This window comes from Flavimaricola marinus (assembly GCF_900184895.1).
GTDB lineage: Bacteria > Pseudomonadota > Alphaproteobacteria > Rhodobacterales > Rhodobacteraceae > Flavimaricola > Flavimaricola marinus.
This window is the reverse complement of sequence record NZ_FXZK01000025.1, coordinates 1-17,174: the sequence shown is the minus strand read 5'-3', so window position 1 is coordinate 17,174 and position 17,174 is coordinate 1. Positions and strand designations below refer to the sequence as shown.

Sequence of the window (17,174 nt, the reverse complement as noted above, 5' to 3'; positions counted from 1 at the left end):
AGCCACCCGCCGGAATCACGTCGCTTAACGCCTTGAACCGAAACGTCGCTCCCGGGCGACCAGTGCTTTTTTGAAATCACGACTATCCCTCCCGAATGTTCCAAGCTCAGGATAGTTGCGCCACACAGATTGAGGCAGAACCCAATTAAGGGCTACGCGACAGTAAGTGAAGACCACGCCGGGCGAGTCATCGCCGCCCCAGCCCCGATCATCTCGGGCCAGCGCCCAGAGGAAGCCAGCCTTCGTCCTGCCTCGCCCGGGCTCCAGAACCGGCGCCGTCGTTTCGTCCATGAAGAGCTTGCCCGAGCCCTTCAGGTGCTCGGCGAGCCGGTCGACCACCGGGGCAAGGTGGAAGGCCGCAGTGCCGACCCAATCGGCAAGCGTGCTGCGCTGAAGGTCGATCCCGGAACGCGCGAGGATCTGGCTCTGGCGATGGAGAGGCAAATGGTCGTCGAACTTGGCGACGAGCACATGCGCAATGGCGCCCTCGGCCGGCAGCCCGCCCTCGATCAGGTGGGCGGGTGCCGGAGCCTGGGTGACCCCTTCGGCGCAGGCACGGCAGGCATAGTTGGGTCGAACCGTCACGATGACGCAGAGCTGGGCCGGCACGATGTCTAGCCGCTCGCTGCGGTCCTCGCCGATCCGGTGCATCGTGACGCAGCCGCAGGGACACTCCAGGCTGGCCGGCTCGATCACCTGCTCGATCCGGGGGAGGCTCTCAGGCAGATTGCCCCGATTGCGGAGGGCGACCTTGGATCGCCGCGGACCGGACGAGGCCGGGGCGTCTTCATCCTGCTGGGCCTCTGCCTCGGTGACGGCAGTTTCCAGATCTTCGAAGGCCAGCTGCCGTTCGTCCTCACTCAGTTTCTCGGACCTTTTACCATGCACGACCTGGTTCAGTTCGGCGACGAGGTGCTCGAGGCGCTTGTTGGCTTCCCTGAGTGCATCGCGCTCGCGCAGCACGGCCAGAACAGCGTCACGCTGGTCTTCCGGAATGGCCGACAGGTCGAGGGATGGGGCGCTGGACATGGGGGGATCATACCCCGCTCCTGCGTTCGTCAGACCGGCTTTCCCCGCCCTGAGTCACTCAGCCATAGCGGGCGCGCGCCTCCAGAGACCGCACTCGCCGCCAGTCCAGCCCGGCGAACAGCGCTTCGAACTGGGCGCGGTTCAGGGTCATCGCACCATCCCGGATCGCGGGCCAGGTGAAGGTGCTCTCCTCCAGTCGTTTGTAAGCCATGACGAGACCGCTGCCGTCCCAGAACAGGATCTTCATCCGATCTGCGCGCTTCGCCCGGACGATGAAGACCGTCCCGGTGAACGGATCTTCGGCCAAGGTCGACTGCACCAGGGCTGCAAGGCCATCATGCCCCTTGCGGAAGTCTACCGGCTTCGTCGCCACCAGGATGCGAACCCCTTGGGACGGCATCAGCATGTGGGCACTTCCAGAGCACGCACGATCGCGGCGATCCGATCTGCCGACGTGTCGGGCGACAGCTCTATCCGGGTCGTTCTCTTGACGATCCGGATCACTTGCTGGGGCTTCGCGTCGGAAGGCTCGGGCGTCTTCGTCGGATCGCAAATGACCAGAGGCGCGAAGACCGGCTCTCCGTGCTCCGCCGCAGGGAGAACCAGCTGCCCCTGCTTTGCCAGACGCCGCCAAGCCGAGAGCTGGTTCGGGCGGATGCCATACTGACCGGCAACCGCATTCACGGTCGCCCCCGGCTCAAGGGTCTCTGCCACAGCGCGAGCCTTCACGTCGTCCGGCCAGCGCCGATGACCTGATCCGTAGATCTCGACGCCCAGAGATCTGAGAAACGAATTTGTCGCGCACATTGCGAAACGCACTCCCCATCATGAGATGGGTATCACCTCGCAGTGCCGGAACTCATCTACAACGTGGGCCGCAGCCGCTTGAAGTTACCCACAAGTCGTGTGGCGAATTGATTCACCCACAAGACTTGGTCTTGCCCGAGAAGCCCCGGTCATGATTCGTCATGTGGCACCGAATAATTGAGGTGCGGGCATGGGGCAGAATTGGGTGGAAACGGAAACCGCCGGGTGCGATTTGGGTGACGTCCGGCTGAACCGCCGGCTCGGGGCAATGCTCGAGGCTCTCGGGGAGCGGCCGGGGAAATCGCTGCCCACGGCGTTTCAGGACTGGTCGAATACCAAGGCTGCTTACCGTTTCTTTTCCAATGGAAATGTCAGCGAAGACAAGATCCTTGAGGGCCATTTCGCCGCCTCTGCCCTGCGCATCCAGGCGACCGACGGTCCCATCCTGATCCTGCAGGACACTACGGAATTCTCTTTCAAGCGCTCGGCTCCGGAGAAGATCGGGTTCACGAAAGTGTCGACCGGACGCAAGTTGAAGGAAGGCCGCTACCAGAAGCATGCGGTCTGCGGTCTCCTGATGCATGCCAGCCTGGCGATCACGTCTGACGGGCTGCCGCTGGGGTTGACCGCCGCCAAGTTCTGGTCGCGTGCAAAGTTCAAAGGGACCGCCGCGCTCAAGCGCAAGATCAATCCGACCCGGGTACCGATCGAGCAGAAGGAAAGCATGCGCTGGCTCGACAATCTGCGCCTGTCCACTGAGCTGGCAGGCGCGCCCGAGCGCTGTGTGCATGTCGGCGACCGGGAAAGCGACATCTACGAGCTCTACTGCCTGGCTGAAGAACTCGGGACGAACTTCCTCGTCCGGAGCTGTGTCGACCGCTTGGCGGAGGATGGCGCCACGACCATTGCCAGGGTGATGGCGGAGGTGCAGTCCAGCGGAACCCACGAGGTCCGGTTCCGCGACGCGCAGGGCAAGGACCATCGCGCCGTGCTGTCGGTCCGGCACGCAACGATGACGGTCCGGCCGCCGATCGGAAAGCAGCGGAAATACCGGCATCAGGACCTCCAGATCATCCACGCCGAGGAGTTCGACCCGCCCGTGGGCCGGGCGCCCGTCATCTGGAAGCTGATCACGAACCTGCCGGTGGCGACCCACGCGGACGCTGTACACAAGCTCGAATGGTACGCGCTGCGCTGGAAGATCGAGACCTTCTTCCGGACCCTCAAAACCGGGTGCCGGATCGAAGAGCTGCGCTTGGCCACGGCGGATCGCCTGGCCAACTGCATCGCGTTGTGCTGCGTCGTGGCCTGGCGCGTGTCATGGCTGACAATGCTGAGCCGCGAGGCACCTGAAGCATCGCCGGCTGCCGTCTTCACCGAAGCCGAGCGCCGCATGCTCGAACTCTCGACCCCGGACAGAAAGCGGCAAGAACCGCGCAATCTTGATTTCTATGTCCGGGCGGTCGCGCGCCTTGGCGGCTATCTCGACCGCGCTTCCGACGCGCCACCGGGGACGACCGTCATATGGCGCGGCTTCTCCCGCCTCGCCGACCTCGTCGAAGGAGCCCGCATCGCAACGCCGCCGCCAGACACTTATGGGTAACTGCAAGCCGCAGCCGCCGCTTACCAAAAGCCTGTCGGCGCGGCTCAACAGGTCTGATGCGGCGGACACGGAAGGACTGGCGCAGCTCGTTCGCACCAGGTAGTTCACTCCGGTTCATATCCGTAGCGAAGAGGCTGATCGGCTGCTCAGCCTGATTGGCGCGCGAGAGGTTGATCCGCCTGCGCAAGGACCTCGAAGATCACATCCGGGGCGTCCTGAAGACCTTGGGCATCCGCATGACTGGCATGGGCCAAAGTCGCCAGCGCCAAGCGTTTCGCGATCAGCTAGCCATAGCGGGCGAAATAGATCCGGTTCTGCGTGCCATTGCTGATGGCTTCAGCGCTGCCCATGACACGCTATGCCAGACGGCGGACGACCTCGACAAGGCCGTGCAGAGGCGGGCCAAGGCTCATCCTCTCGCGCGCCGTCTGATGACGATCTCCGGCATCGGGCCGGTCAAGGCGCTCAGCTTCATCGCCCTAGTCGATGATCCCGCCCGATTCAGCCGGACCTCCGATGTCGGCGCCTTCATCGGGCTCACGCCGAAGCGACATCAATCCGGCGAGGTGGACTAGTCAGGACGCGTTTCGAAATGCGGCGACGGCGCAATGCGCGGTCTGCTGTTCGAGGCGGCATCCTGCCTGATCCGCCAGGTCCAACGCTTATCGCACCGCAAGAGTTGGCCATGCGACTGTCCGGGCGCCGCGGGTTCCGCAAAGCCGCAGTCGCTACAGCCCGTAAGATCGCCGTGATGATGCTGACGGTCTGGAAAGACGAAACCGAGTACCAGTGGACAAGTGAGGCCACAGCCTGATCTGAATTCCCGCACGGAGGCGGGGAGCGAAGTCCCGACGGGACGGAGGTAGATCGATCTCGCAAAATCGGTTGGGACGCAGGCCTACCTGCTCATCCCGCAAACGACATTGGAGACGATCCACCACCGGACACCATCATGAAGCGCACGTCCTGCGACCTCGGAGAGAACCATGACCCCGGATGGCCACATCGCTTATCCCCTTGACAGTGCCGCAATCAGAGAACCGTTTTTGGCCCCACCAAAGAGCTACCATTTGTCCAAAGCCCACTTTGCCCGCAGTGCGGAGCTTCAAAAAGATAGAAACTGCTCAGTTGAGTGCTGAGCTGGCACGAGCCCCTCTAGCACCACGGTACGTTCCAGTTCTGACTTTGCCTATGTGTGCAGCACTTTCACCCCGGCACCCCTCGTGCAAACCAGCTGCCCTCGGGGCCGCAGCGCATCGCCGGGCCTCCCCCATGGCCCGACGACGCGCACCCTATAGCTGCACAATGCGAAACGCCGGGTTCGGCGTCGGGAAGCGCACGCGGTCCTCGTCGGCGAGGCCGGGGTCGGTGATGATGGTCGAGATCCGCTCGATCGGCGCGGTGCGGTGCAGGGCGCGGGCCATGAAGCGGCTGCTGTCGGCCAGAAGGACCGTCTCGCGCGCGGCGTCGACCATGGCGCGTTTCAGCTGCACCATCTCCAGCATCGTCTCGGACACGCATTCCTCGTCGATGGCCGCCGCCGACATGAAGAACGTGTCGCAGCGGATGTCCTTGAGATAGCTCAGCGCCGGCTCCCCCAGCAGCGAGAACGACCCGAAGCGACAGGCGCCGCCGGGGACTATCAGCTTGATGTTCTGGCGGTAGGTCAGCGCCTTGGCGACGTAGAGGTCGTTGGTAATGACCGTCAGGTTGTGGTCCAGCTGCGCCACGCCATCGGCCAGCAGGTGGCAGATCACCGCGCCGGTGTCGATCAGCAGCGACTGGTCCGGCTCGATCAGCTTCAGAGCCTCTTCGACGATGGCCTGCTTTTCCTCGACGGCGGTGCGGCGCGACATGTCGGTGGACAGCTCGAAGGTGGCGCGGTTGCGGATCGCCACCGCGCCGCCGTGGGTCCGGCGCACCAGCCCTTCCGAGGCCAGCAGGTCAAGGTCGCGGCGGATCGTCGAGACCGAGATATTGAACATCCGCGCAAGGTCCTGCGTGACACCCGCCTGGTTGGTCTTGAACCACTCGATCAGACGCTGCCGCCGTTCCGCCGGCAGCATCTCTTCGCTTATCGCGTCCTCGAAATCACCCACTGAAACGTCCGTGTTCCGGTCAAACGGTCTTGCGTGCAACGATTGTCATAGTGCGTTCGGTAGCCAAAGGACAACCTGCGGGAAGGCGGCCAGGATGACGGTGCCGATGCACAGAAGGATGAAGAACGGGGCAGCGGCGCGGACGGTGCGTCCCATGCTGTCGCCGGTCAGGCCCTGCAGCACGTAAAGGTTCAGGCCGACGGGCGGGGTCAGGGCGCTCATCTCGATCATGATGACAAGGTAGATGCCGAACCACAGCGGGTCGAACCCGGCCTGCACGATCAGCGGCACCGCGATCGGCACGGTCATGACGGTCATCGAGGTGCCGTCCAGGAACATGCCCAGCACGATGTACAGAACCGCAAGGATCAGCAGTACGCCGTACGGCGACAGCTCCATCGCCGAGATGGCCGCGGTGATCTGGGTGGGCAGGTGCATGTAGGCGATGGCCGCCGACAGGAAGGCCGAGGCCGCGATCAGCATCAGGATCATGGCGGACACGCGGATCGTGTTCATCAGGCTGTCGCGCATCAGCGCGAACGAGAACTGGCCCGTGACGATGGTGATCACGATGGCGCCCGCGACGCCCACCGCCGCCGCCTCGGACGGGGTGGCGATGCCGGAGTAGATCGAGCCCAGCACGATGAACATCAGGATCATGATCGGCAGCAGTTCCAGCAGGCCCTTGCCGAGCGTTCCGATGGTGATTTCGCCCTCGTAGCGGGGGGCCTTGGACGGGTTGATCAGGGCCGACAGGGCGATATAGCCGGAATACAGGGCGGCCATCATCAGGCCGGGGATCAGGCCGGCGGCGAACAGGTCCGCGATCGAGACCTGCGCCAGCACGCCGTAGACGATCATCGCGATGGACGGCGGGATCAGCAGGCCGAAGCTGCCGGCGCCGGCAAGCGACCCCGAGGCGAGGTCGACGTCATAGCCGCGTTTCTTCAGTTCGGGGATGGTGATCTTGCCGACGGTCGCGGTCGTCGCGGTGGACGAACCCGAAATCGCGGCAAAGACGGTGCAGCCGAAGACGTTGGTGTGCAGCAGCCCGCCGGGGATGCGCGCGACCATCGGGGCAAGGCCGCGGAACAGCCGCTGCGAAATGTCGGTGCGGAAGACGATGTCGCCCATCCACATGAAGATCGGGATCGCGGCAAGCTCCCACGAGATCGCCGAGGACGAGATCACCTTGGTGGCGATCGACCCTATGCGGGTCAGGTTGAAGTCCAGCACGAAATACATCGCGCTGGCGCCGACCAGCATGAGGCCCGAGAAGATCCATGTGCCGGCGCCAAGGAACAGCACCAGAAGGCCAAGAAGAACAAGAGAGGAAGCGGCGGTGGTCATAAGACGTCGTCCTTCGGGCTTACAGGGTCAGGGCGCGTTCTTCGGCGTGGCCAACGGCCAGCAGCCGCAGGGCGCGAACGACGATATGGAACAGCAGCAAGACAAGGCCGGTCAGGAAGAAGGCCTCGGGAATCCAGAGCGGGATGGGGATGAAGTGCTGGCTGACAGAGCCGCGGGCGAACAGCTTGGTGACCGACCCCCACTGGTGCATCATCAGGAACCACATCAGCGCACCGGCAGAGGCCAGCGCAAAGGCTTCCGCGATCCAGCGGACCGCGCCCTTCATCTTGTCGGTCAGAACGGTGACGCGGATCATCGCGCCTTCCTCCAGCGCCCAAGGGGCCGCAAGGAAGGTGATCGCGGCCACGCCGTAGCCCACGAGGACATCCGCCATGTAGGTGGATTTCGAGAAGAAGCGCATGCAGATCTCGACGAGAATCAGCGAGGTCATGCAGACCAGCAGCGCCGCCGAGACGACGGCGGCCAGCTTGTTGAGAGCCGTGGAGATCCGCGCGATGACGGCCAGCCATGCAGGGTCGTCGTTCACCTCGGGATGGTGGTGCTCTTCGATCTCAGGCATTTCGTGGTGGGTCTGGGCGCTCATGCGACCTCCTTCGGGCAATATAGCGCAGGTTACGGCGTTAGCCGGCCTGCGATTTCAGCTCTTCGAAGCGGGCAAGCACGGCCTGACCGCGTTCGCCGGTCTGGGCGACCCAGTCCTCGCGCACGCTGGTGCCGGCTTCCTGCAAGAATTCGAAGATCTCTGCGGGCACATCATCGTCAAGCGTGATGGTCATGCCGTTTTCTTCCATCGTGTCGTAAGCGGTCTGGATGGAATCGACCATGATCGACCAGTTGTACTCGTCACAGGCCGGCAGGATTTCCATGATCGCGGTCTGCACGTCTTCCGGCAGGGCGTCGAACTCGTCCTTGTTCACGTGGCACATGAACAGGCCCATCGCGTAGTTCAGCTCGGTGAAGTCGGACACGTAGTCCCACAGCGACAGCTGCATCGCGCCGTCGGCCGAGGTCAGAACCGCGTCGATGCCGCCGGTGGACAGCTGCGGGATCAGGTCGGACCATGCCACCTGAAGCGGCGCGGCGCCGGCGTTCATCATGGTGTTGGTGCCGTTCACGTCGTAGGTCCGGATGCGCAGGCCTTCCAGCGCCTCGGGCGAGGTGATCGGCTCGGGCGCGTTGATGCCCGACGGCGGGTTCGGCATCGCCCACAGCAGGACCATGCCGTTTTCCTCGAAGATCTTCGCGTATTCTTCGCGCGCGGCCTGCCACAGCATCATGGCTTCTTCCGGGGTCGAGGCGATGAAGGGCAGCGAGGACAGGTTGAGGAACGGGTCGATCCCGCCCAGCTGGGTCACCAGCGTCACGGCAGCCTGCACGGCACCGTCCTGCACGGCGTCGAAGTGGTCGACCGAGTTATAACCAAGTGCGCCGCCGCCTTGGTAGGTGATGGTCAGCGCGTCACCGATCTTCTCGTTCAGCTGCTCGAGGAAGAACTTGGAGGCCTTGCCGGAGAGCGCCTGCTCGCCGTACTCGTCAGCCATGTCCCAGCGGATGCCCTGTGCAAGCACGGGCCGGCCGAGGGCCGTCAGCGCGCCGGTCGCGGCGGCGGTCTTCATGAAGGATCTGCGGGAAAAGGTCATAGTCCGGTTCCTCTCTCTGTGTCTCTCTGTTGGTGGCAGCGCGGTGGTGACGCGTGCCCGGATGTGATCGTTTGCGTGCGCATATTGGCGAATGTTGCGCGTTCACGACTCGAAGCAGGCATAATGTGACGCTTTGTGTCAATCATTTTTGCAAAACTACCGTATGACGTCACGGTGAATGCCTTAAAATTAATCAAAAGATGCGACCTTTTGCGCTGAAGCTTCAATTTCTTCCCCATGCTTCGCTTTTTCGTTCACAAACGAGCATGAATGCGCAAGTGTCGGAGGCAGCGGGTGACTCGCCCATGACAAAGAAGGAACAGTTTTATGGCAACCGCCACTGAAGATAGCCCCGTCATCCTGATTTCCGGCGCAAATCGTGGAATCGGCGCGGCCATCGTGCGCGAACTGAAGGCGCATAGGTATCGGCTGTCGCTGGGGGCGCGGAATGTCGAGACGTTGGAAAGCGAGCACGGCGCGGCGGATGGCATGACGCATTATGCACGTTTCGACGCGTTCGATCCTGCGTCGGCCGAAGCGTGGGTGTCCGAGGCGGTCGCCAGGTTCGGCCGCATCGACGGGCTGGTCAACAACGCGGGGCTGGGCGAGCATGTCCACCTAATGGATGACAATGACGAGGCGCTGGACCGGCTTTGGGCGGTCAACGTCAAGGCGCCGCTGCGGATGACGCGCCTGTGCATGCCCCACCTCGAGGCGACCGGCCACGGCCGCATCGTCAACATCGTGTCGATGTCGGGCAAGCGCGTGCGCAACCCGCTGGTGGGCTACAACATGACCAAGTTCGCGGCGATGGGGATGACCCACACCACGCGGCAGGTCGGCTGGGAGAAGGGCGTGCGTGCCACCGCGATCTGCCCCTCGTTCGTGCGCACCGAGATGAGCGCCTACACCAGCAAGGTGACGCCCGAAGAGATGATCCAGCCCGAGACGATGGCGAACCTTGTCCGCACCGCGATCGAGCTTCCGAACAACGCGGCGATGGCCGAGATGCTGGTGAACTGCCGGCTGGAAGATACCCTGTGAGGTCATGATGATACCTGGACTGATCGAGCGCATCACACCGGACGAGACTCTGCCCGCTTCGGCGGACGTGGTGGTCATCGGCGGTGGCATCGCGGGCGTCACCACGGCGCTGTACCTGGCCGAGGCCGGGGTGAACGTGGTGTTGTGCGAGAAGGGACAGATCGGCGCGGAGCAAAGCAGCCGCAACTGGGGCTGGGTGCGCCAGATGGGCCGCGACCCGGTCGAGCTACCGCTGACGATCGAAAGCCTCAACCGCTGGCGCGAGATCGACCGGCGGTTCGGGATCGACACCGGGTTCCGCGAGACGGGCATCACCTACGTCAACCGCACCAGGCACGAGATCGCCGAATTCAGTGCCTGGGCCGACTATGCCAAGGACGCCGGGATGGCGTCGCAGGTGCTGGACGGGCAGGGGCTGGCCAAGCTGCTTCCCGGCATCAGCCCGCGCTACAGCATGGGTCTGTACACGCCGAACGACGGCAAGGCCGAACCGTGGAAAGCCGTGCCGCAGATGGCGAAGGGCGCACAGCGTCTTGGCGCGAAGATCTTCGAGACCTGCGCGGTGCGCGGGATCGAGACGTCGGCCGGGCACCTGAGCGCCATCGTGACCGAGCGCGGCACGATCCGCTGCGAGCGCGCAGTCATCGCCGGCGGCGCGTGGTCGCGGATGTTCCTTGGCAACCTCGGCGTCAACTTCCCGCAGCTGAAGATCCTCGGCACCGCCGCGCGCATCGAAAGCGCGGCGCAGGTGACGGACATGCCGGTGGGTGGTGGCGATTTTGCCTTCCGCAAGCGGCTGGACGGCGGCTTCACCGTCGCGGTGCGCAACGCCAACGTGGCGCCCATCGTGCCTGACAGCTTCCGCTTGTTCGGGGATTTCTTCCCGACCTTCCTGAAAAGCTGGCGCGAGCTGAAGCTGCGCGTGAACGGCCAGTTCGTGAACGAGCTCAAGCTGCCCCGCCGCTGGGCGCTGGACGCGCGCAGCCCGTTCGAAATGGTGCGCGTTCTTGATCCGCAGCCGCACGAGCCGTTCAACCGCCTGATCCTGAAGACGCTGCCGCGCGCCTTCCCGGTGTTCTCGGATGCCCGCGTCACGCACGGCTGGGCCGGCATGATCGACGCGACGCCGGATGCGATCCCGGTGATCGGGCCGGTCGAGAAAGTGCCGGGGCTTTACCTGAACGCAGGCTTCTCGGGCCACGGCTTCGGCTCGGGGCCGGGGGCAGGGCAACTGATGTCGGACATCGTGCGCGGCACCGCGCCGGTGGTCGATCCGGCGCCGTTCCGGCTGGAACGGTTCCGCAACACGCATTCCGAGGCCGTCACTCCGGTCGCGGCGTAAGAGTAAAAAGCAGGGACGAAAACCAATGACTTGGAGAATTGGCGTAGACTCCGGCGGGACGTTCACCGACGTCTGCCTGTTCGATGACGAGACCGGCAAGGTCGAGATCTGGAAGGTCTCGTCCACACCCGACGACCCGTCGCGCGGTATCACGCAAGGTGTGGTGGAAGGTCTGGAACAGGTCGGCGCCGAGGCGTCCGAGCTTGGCTTTCTCGGGCACGGCACGACGGTCGCGACCAACGCGCTGATCGAGCTGCGCGGCGTGAAGACCGGCCTGATCGTGTCGGACGGTTTCCGCGACCTGCTCGAGATCGGCCGTCAGAAGCGCCCGAACCTGTACGACATGTTCGCCGAGAAGCCCGAGCAGCTGGTTTCGCGCGACCTGCGCCGTCAGGTCCCCGAACGGCTGAAGTTCGATGGCACCGTCGACGTGCCGCTGGACGTCGACGCGCTGCGCACCGAGGTGCGGGCGCTGGCCAAGGAAGACATCAAGGCGCTGGCCGTCTGTTTCCTGTACGGCTTCCTGAACACCGAGCACGAGGAGATGGCCAAGAAGGTCATCGCCGAGGAACTGCCGGATGTCTTCGTGTCCACCAGCCACGACGTCGCCCCCGAATTCCGCGAGTTCGAGCGGCTGTCGACCACCGTGGTCAACGCCTACCTCGGCCCGGTCATGCAGCGGTACATTCGCCGCCTGAAGGACCGTCTGGACGAGATCGGCCTGAAGATCGCGCCGCAGCTGACCCAGTCGAACGGCGGCGTCATCGGGTTCGACACCGCGGCTGACCTGCCGGTGCGCACCGTGCTGTCCGGCCCGTCCACCGGCGTCGTGGCGGCGCAGGCGATCGGCAAGATGGCGGGCTTTCCGAACATCATCACCTTCGACGTGGGTGGCACCTCGTCCGACGTGGCGCTGCTGCAGAACGGCGTGTGCCAGCTGACGGGCGAGGCCGACGTGCACGGCTATCCGATCAAGGCGCCGATGCTGGACATCCACACAGTCGGCGCCGGCGGCGGGTCCATCGCCCATGTCGACACCGGCGGCCTGCTGAAGGTCGGTCCCCGCTCGGCGGGCGCGAACCCCGGTCCGGTCTGCTATGGGCTGGGGTCCACGGAACCCACCGTGACCGACGCCAACATCGTGCTGCAGACGCTGAACCCGGTCGAGATCCTCGGCGGCCGCATGAAGGTGCGCCGCGATCTGGCGGTCGAGTCCGTGCAGCGGCTGGCCGACAAGCTGGGCCTCGACGTGATGGAAACCGCGCAGGGCATCATCTCGGTCGTGACCGCCAACATGGCGAAGGCGATCCGCGTGATCTCGGTCCAGCGGGGGCACGACCCGCGCGACTATGCGCTGATGGCTTTCGGCGGGGCAGGCCCGCTCCACGCCGCGCGGCTGGCGCGCGAGCTGGACATGGGCAAGGTCATCGTGCCGCTGACCCCCGGCACCCTGTGCGCGCTGGGCCTGCTGCTGACCGACCTGCGCGCCGATTTCGCCGTGTCCCGCCTGATGCCGCTGGGCTGCGAGGCGCTGGGCCCAGTCGAGACCGGCTATGCCGAACTTCAGACGCAGGCGGCGGACTGGTTCGACAAGGAAGGCATCGGGGCCGACCGGCAGGTCATGACCCGCACCGCCGACATGCGGTACATGGGCCAGAACTATGAACTGTCGGTGGCGGTGCCCGCGGGCCCGATCACGCACGACACGTTCAAGGCGCTGGAAGCCGGGTTCGAGGCCGCGCACAAGCAGCGGTTCGGGTTCGTTGTCGAAGGCGAGCCGATCCAGCTGGTCACCCTGCGTCTGGAAGCGGCGGGCATCGTGAAGAAGGCCCAGTTCGCGGCACAGGAGATCGAGGGCGAAGACCCCTCGGCCGCGCAGATCGACAGCCGCGAGGTCTACATGGCCGAGGCGAAGGATTTCGTCCCCTCGCCGGTCTACACCCGCGACAGGCTGCGCCCCGGCAACGTCATCCACGGCCCCGCCATCGTCGAGCAGATGGACACGACCACCGTGATCCTGCCCGACATGACCGGCACCGTGGACCCCTATCTCAACCTCATCCTGGAGGTGAAGGCATGAGCACGCCCATCGATCCCATTACCGTCGAGGTCATCGGCTCGGCGCTGCAATCCATCGTCGAGGAAATGGGCGAGGCGCTGGTGCGCGCGTCCTACTCGACCAACATCAAGGAACGGCGCGACTGTTCCACCGCGCTGTTCGACCACCGCGGCAACACCCTGTGCCAGGCGGAACATATCCCGATGCACCTGGGCTCGTTCCTCGGCGTGATCCCCGCGATCCTCGAACGGTTCGAGCTGCAGGACATCGCGCCGGGCGACGTGTTCATGGCGAACGACGCCTATGCGGGCGGCGCGACCCACCTGCCGGACATCGTGCTGGCAGAACCGATCTTCGTTGATTCCACGCTGATCGGCTGGGCGGTGAACACCGCGCACCACTCGGATTTCGCGGACCGGGGGCACGAGCATATCTACCAGGAAGGCCTGCGCATCCCGCCGGTCCGGCTGTACCGCAAGGGCGAGCTGAATACCGACCTTCAGTCGATGTTCCTGCTGAACTGCCAGGTGCCGCGCGAACGTCTGTCCGACCTTCGGGCGCAGATGTCGGCCAACCGGCTGTGCGTGCAGCGGATGACCGACCTGTGCGCGAAGTACGGCAGCGACAAGGTGCTGGCCGCCGGTGACGCGCTGCAGGACTATGCCGAGCGCAAGATGCGCACCGCGATCGCGGCGATCCCCGACGGGACCTATTCCTTCTCGGACGCGTTCGACAGCAACCAGCGCGCCGAGGCGATGGCGTTCCGTGTCGACATCACCGTGGAAGGCGACCAGATGCGGCTGGCCTTCGACGGCCCGCCGCAGGTGCGCGGCGGGCTGAACCTGATCTACACCTCGTTGCTGGCGGCCTGCTATTTCACCGTGAAATCGGTGCTGGATCCGACGATCCTGCCGAATGCCGGCCTGGCCCGTCCGCTGACCGTGACGGCGCCCAAGGGCACGATCCTGAACTGCGAACACCCGGCGGCCGTGGACGGCCGGATCGCGGCGGCGCAGCGGGTCACCGACCTTGTATACGGCGCGCTGGCCAAGGCGCTTCCGGGCAAGGTGATGGCTGCGGGCAACGGCTGCTGCACCGGCGCGATCTTCAACGGCACCGACGAGAAGGGCGACATCTGGGTCTACCTTGAAACCATCGGTGGCGGCGGCGGCGCACGTCCCTCGGCGGACGGGCTGTCGGGCATCCACGTCGGGCTGACCAACACCTCGAACCTGCCGGTCGAGGCGCTGGAGCTGGAATACCCCCTGACCCTGCTGCGTTACGAGCTGGTCGACGACTCTGCCGGGTCGGGCGAGTTTCGCGGCGGCATGGGCATCCGCCGCGTCTATCGCGCCGAGAAGGCCTGCCGCTTCACCGTCGAGGGCAGCCGCGTGGGGTCGAACCCGTGGGGCCTTGAAGGCGGGCTGGAGGCCGACGGCACCCATCTCGACTTCGGCGACGGCCGCACCGAGTTCGCCGGCATGGTCGACCTGAAACCGGGGCAGATCGTGTCCATCGTCACCCCCGGTGGCGGCGGCTACGGCGACCCGTCGAAGCGGCCCGAGGACGCGGTGCGCCGCGACCTCGCCGAGGGCCGCATCAGCGCCGATCTCGCGAAATCGGTCTACAACCTGAGCGTCTGACTCCTCCCCGAGGCGCTCCACCTCCGACCCGGTCGCATGGCGCGACCGGGCCGGCTTTTCTCGCCCAGAAAACCAACGCCAACACAAGGAACATAGGCAATGGTCAAGATTACCAAGGTGAAATCCGGCTCGATCTTCGAGGAAAAGGAAAGCTACTCGCGCATCGTCGCAGTGGACGACTGGATCTTCGTGTCGAACACCGCTGGCCGCAACTACAAGACCCGCGAGATGTCGGAAGACGCCGTGGAGCAGGCCAAGCAGTGCTTCAACAACATCGAAGGCGCGCTGAAGTCCGTCGGCTCGTGCCTTGAAGATGTCGTGCAGTCGAAGATCTTCATCCCCTGCGTGGAAGACGCGAAAGCGGTCATGACCTACGTCGGCGAGCGCCTGAAGGGCATCGACCCGCAGCGCACCGTCACCTGCTCGCCGCTGGGCGCGCCGGACTTCAAGGTCGAGATCGAAGTGACCGCTTACCGCGGTGCCTCGAAGGCCGAGAGCGAAGAGATCACCATCCAGCTGTGAGTGCTCTCGCCGCCGCCCGGATCATTGCCGGGCGGCGGCGGTTTTCCCCTTCCGGGGCTCCATCGCGGGTGTCGGGCGGGGAGGGAGGGAGCTGCTCCGGCTGGCGGTAGAATTACGCGGAAGTGGGCAAAACTTGAGGTCTCACGCCGCCCTCTTGTTGTTTGAAACCGTCAAACAACCATCTAGGACGGCAGCTCGGGTGTCGGCCACGTTGTGAGCTCCGCGGAACGACCATCGCATACGACGGCGCTTGCCCATCCGGGCGCTACCGATGTCGTCGACACTACTTTCGGCACGCGATGTCGAGATTGGCAGGCCCTTTCGATACCGCCGGCCGTAGTTGGTCAGAGAGTCCATGTTGTTGGCGAGATAGCTGTAGAGGTCGTAGCAGTGCGCAAACCTCCTCGATGCTGCATCCCGAACCGCAGGATCCTGTTTGGAGCGCCTTGCACAAATGACCATCAGCCATTGAAGGTCGGTGCCGGCCGTTTGCACTTTGCCGCGCCAGAGAGACCAACGCAATGTCTCGGCCGGTTTTCTGAAGATCACAGGCACTCCCGGGAAATCCTCTGCCTGGACTAGGTGTTTAGTCCCGGCATCTGGTGGATCGGGTCGAGGATTAATCTTTCTGGCTCTGAAGTCCAGATTTTGCAGATATATTCGTAGGGCGTGAGGCCGCCGAGGGTCTTGAGCCTTCGGGCGAAGTTGTAGGCTGCCATGAAATCGGCGAGGTGCGTTCGCAGCTGGTCGTGGTTCTCATAGTGGAAGCGCGGCCTTCCCGTCTGAGATCACGGTGACGGATCGCCGAACATTCCACCCAAGTGCCACTAGATCGTGGCGAAGCTGGGTAGCGGGCGAGGCAGCAGCTTGTGGCGCCAGATCGAAGCGGCGACACATATCGCCGGCCTCGTTTTTCCCCACCACGACATCAAGGTGGCGTTTCTGGTATCTCGGCCTGCACCTGATATGGGCTCCGTCGACGAGCACGGTTACGGAATGCAAACTCGAGGCTTAGTTTTCCAGCGGCTCCAACCCAGTGATATCTCCGCGACCCGGCCCAATCGATTACGCACGATGGTGTTGTGCTGCTCTACACAAGGCAGGAAGGTCTCCAGAATCCGGGTCGCTTCCCGGAAGGAATGCCTTGCGCCCTACTCTGCCTAAAGCCTCTGAAGTTCTGGGGTCGCACGATGCGGCACGAGCTGCACAAACGGCTAAAACGAACCGCGCTCTCCCACTGCACACGAACACTTGCGAAGCCGTGGAACCCTGACCCGAAACCGCCCAAAGAGCGTATCGAGCACCCTCGTTCGATAGTCGTGAACGCGTCCGGTGCGACCGTAGTCGGGACAGCTACGGTGCGCCTGAAAGATATCTTCGACCTGGGCATTCAGCACTGCCCTCTGAAGTTGCCAAAGTAGGTCTTTAGCATCGTCTAGCTTGAGCCCCAGATCATCATGACTTTGGCCGGAAAGAATGAAACGGCGTATCTCATGTATCTGTTTACTTCCCATCTCGGCAGTCGTTTCCACGATAATCCGAACGTCGATATCAGCCCCGGTGAACCAAAACCTCCTAGAGCTTACCCGAACACCCCGATGTTTTGCCCACTCTCCGTCAGGCTTGGTGTCGCGTTGCCCTTAAATCGGTTCTGCCTCAATCTGTGTGGCGCAGCGGAAGCATTCGGGCTCTGAGGAGTTCTGGTCCGGCGCGACCGTACATTGCGCGTTTGAGGGTCTTCAGGCGATTGATTTGGCCCTCAGCTTGACCGTTGCTCCACGGAAGTTCGATGGCATTGCGCACGGCCTCGATATCGCGGTGCAGCGTGCGGGCAAAGCGCATGATTGGTGGGATGCCAGTCTCAATGGCCAGATCGATCCATGCGTCTAGCGGGGCGGACTGGTCGCCGCGCAAAATGCCCTGAAACCGCATGGCAAGGCTCCGCATCGTGGCAAAGCTTGGCGATCCGGCCTTCAATGCATCTACCTTTTGGGCCTGGTCTGCGGTCAATTTGC

General features: G+C 64.1%; 16 protein-coding genes and 2 pseudogenes. 8 read left to right on the top strand and 10 right to left on the bottom strand.

Translation table 11 applies throughout. The annotated features are described in order from the left end of the window. Positions 1-162: 162 nt before the first annotated feature. The 3 genes and pseudogenes from tnpC to tnpA form a co-directional block, all read right to left on the bottom strand. Positions 163-1,029 (bottom strand): annotated as a pseudogene (gene tnpC, locus LOM8899_RS22330) (IS66 family transposase); the annotation flags it as partial. A 58-nt stretch (positions 1,030-1,087) separates the two neighbouring features. Next, positions 1,088-1,435, bottom strand: a complete 348-nt coding sequence (gene tnpB, locus LOM8899_RS22325) for an IS66 family insertion sequence element accessory protein TnpB (protein ID WP_093994446.1) — start codon at positions 1,433-1,435, stop codon at positions 1,088-1,090. Further along, positions 1,429-1,836: an IS66-like element accessory protein TnpA gene (tnpA, locus tag LOM8899_RS23875; protein WP_093994445.1), complete on the bottom strand. Its 408-nt coding sequence runs from the start codon at positions 1,834-1,836 to the stop codon at positions 1,429-1,431. The genes tnpB and tnpA overlap by 7 nt, the downstream gene beginning before the upstream one ends. Positions 1,837-2,026: 190 nt before the next feature. Here tnpA and LOM8899_RS22315 point away from each other — a divergent pair, with 190 nt between their 5' ends. The 3 genes from LOM8899_RS22315 to LOM8899_RS23870 all read left to right on the top strand — a co-directional run bounded on the left by LOM8899_RS22315 (position 2,027) and on the right by LOM8899_RS23870 (position 4,253). Beyond that, positions 2,027-3,439, top strand: coding sequence for an IS4 family transposase (locus LOM8899_RS22315; RefSeq protein ID WP_093994444.1), 1,413 nt, complete (start codon positions 2,027-2,029; stop codon positions 3,437-3,439). A gap of 170 nt (positions 3,440-3,609) precedes the next feature. Further along, positions 3,610-4,014 (top strand): transposase, encoded by a 405-nt coding sequence (locus LOM8899_RS23795; protein ID WP_245820725.1) that lies wholly within the window; start codon positions 3,610-3,612, stop codon positions 4,012-4,014. A gap of 110 nt (positions 4,015-4,124) precedes the next feature. Next, positions 4,125-4,253 (top strand): hypothetical protein, encoded by a 129-nt coding sequence (locus LOM8899_RS23870; protein ID WP_281253267.1) that lies wholly within the window; start codon positions 4,125-4,127, stop codon positions 4,251-4,253. 478 nt (positions 4,254-4,731) lie between these two features. Here the strand turns inward: LOM8899_RS23870 and LOM8899_RS22305 are convergent, their stop codons facing one another. Genes LOM8899_RS22305 through LOM8899_RS22290 form a run of 4 tightly spaced genes read right to left on the bottom strand, consistent with a single transcriptional unit; the run spans position 4,732 to position 8,549 of the window. Continuing rightward, a complete protein-coding gene (locus tag LOM8899_RS22305) occupies positions 4,732-5,538 on the bottom strand; it encodes a DeoR/GlpR family DNA-binding transcription regulator (RefSeq protein WP_245820723.1) in 807 nt (268 codons plus the stop codon). 45 nt (positions 5,539-5,583) lie between these two features. Then, positions 5,584-6,888 (bottom strand): TRAP transporter large permease, encoded by a 1,305-nt coding sequence (locus LOM8899_RS22300; RefSeq protein ID WP_093994443.1) that lies wholly within the window; start codon positions 6,886-6,888, stop codon positions 5,584-5,586. A gap of 19 nt (positions 6,889-6,907) precedes the next feature. Beyond that, positions 6,908-7,492 carry a TRAP transporter small permease gene (locus LOM8899_RS22295; RefSeq protein ID WP_093994442.1) on the bottom strand — a complete coding sequence of 195 codons (585 nt, stop codon included), beginning with the start codon at positions 7,490-7,492 and terminating at the stop codon, positions 6,908-6,910. A gap of 37 nt (positions 7,493-7,529) precedes the next feature. Then, positions 7,530-8,549 (bottom strand): TRAP transporter substrate-binding protein, encoded by a 1,020-nt coding sequence (locus LOM8899_RS22290; protein WP_093994441.1) that lies wholly within the window; start codon positions 8,547-8,549, stop codon positions 7,530-7,532. A 327-nt stretch (positions 8,550-8,876) separates the two neighbouring features. Between LOM8899_RS22290 and LOM8899_RS22285 the strand changes: the two genes are divergently transcribed. The 5 genes from LOM8899_RS22285 (at position 8,877) to LOM8899_RS22265 (ending at position 15,159) form a co-directional block, all read left to right on the top strand. Next, positions 8,877-9,593 carry an SDR family NAD(P)-dependent oxidoreductase gene (locus tag LOM8899_RS22285; protein ID WP_093994440.1) on the top strand — a complete coding sequence of 239 codons (717 nt, stop codon included), beginning with the start codon at positions 8,877-8,879 and terminating at the stop codon, positions 9,591-9,593. Between the two features lie 4 nt (positions 9,594-9,597). Next, positions 9,598-10,935, top strand: a complete 1,338-nt coding sequence (locus tag LOM8899_RS22280; RefSeq protein ID WP_211096261.1) for an NAD(P)/FAD-dependent oxidoreductase — start codon at positions 9,598-9,600, stop codon at positions 10,933-10,935. 25 nt (positions 10,936-10,960) lie between these two features. Next, positions 10,961-13,015, top strand: a complete 2,055-nt coding sequence (locus LOM8899_RS22275) for a hydantoinase/oxoprolinase family protein (RefSeq protein WP_093994439.1) — start codon at positions 10,961-10,963, stop codon at positions 13,013-13,015. Continuing rightward, positions 13,012-14,637 carry a hydantoinase B/oxoprolinase family protein gene (locus tag LOM8899_RS22270; RefSeq protein WP_093994438.1) on the top strand — a complete coding sequence of 542 codons (1,626 nt, stop codon included), beginning with the start codon at positions 13,012-13,014 and terminating at the stop codon, positions 14,635-14,637. The genes LOM8899_RS22275 and LOM8899_RS22270 overlap by 4 nt, the downstream gene beginning before the upstream one ends. 99 nt (positions 14,638-14,736) lie before the next feature. Then, the gene (locus LOM8899_RS22265; protein WP_093994437.1) at positions 14,737-15,159 is read left to right on the top strand and encodes a RidA family protein; all 423 of its coding nucleotides are present in this window, start codon (positions 14,737-14,739) and stop codon (positions 15,157-15,159) included. 141 nt (positions 15,160-15,300) lie between these two features. Here LOM8899_RS22265 and LOM8899_RS22260 read toward each other — a convergent pair whose 3' ends face one another. The 3 genes and pseudogenes from LOM8899_RS22260 to LOM8899_RS22250 form a co-directional block, all read right to left on the bottom strand. Continuing rightward, a complete protein-coding gene (locus LOM8899_RS22260; RefSeq protein ID WP_133065096.1) occupies positions 15,301-15,714 on the bottom strand; it encodes a hypothetical protein in 414 nt (137 codons plus the stop codon). Between the two features lie 23 nt (positions 15,715-15,737). Continuing rightward, positions 15,738-15,929, bottom strand: a pseudogene (locus tag LOM8899_RS22255) (IS481 family transposase); the annotation flags it as partial. Positions 15,930-16,815: 886 nt separating this feature from the next. Next, positions 16,816-17,174: transposase (locus tag LOM8899_RS22250; protein ID WP_133065095.1), on the bottom strand; the 359-nt coding region annotated here is incomplete at its 5' end.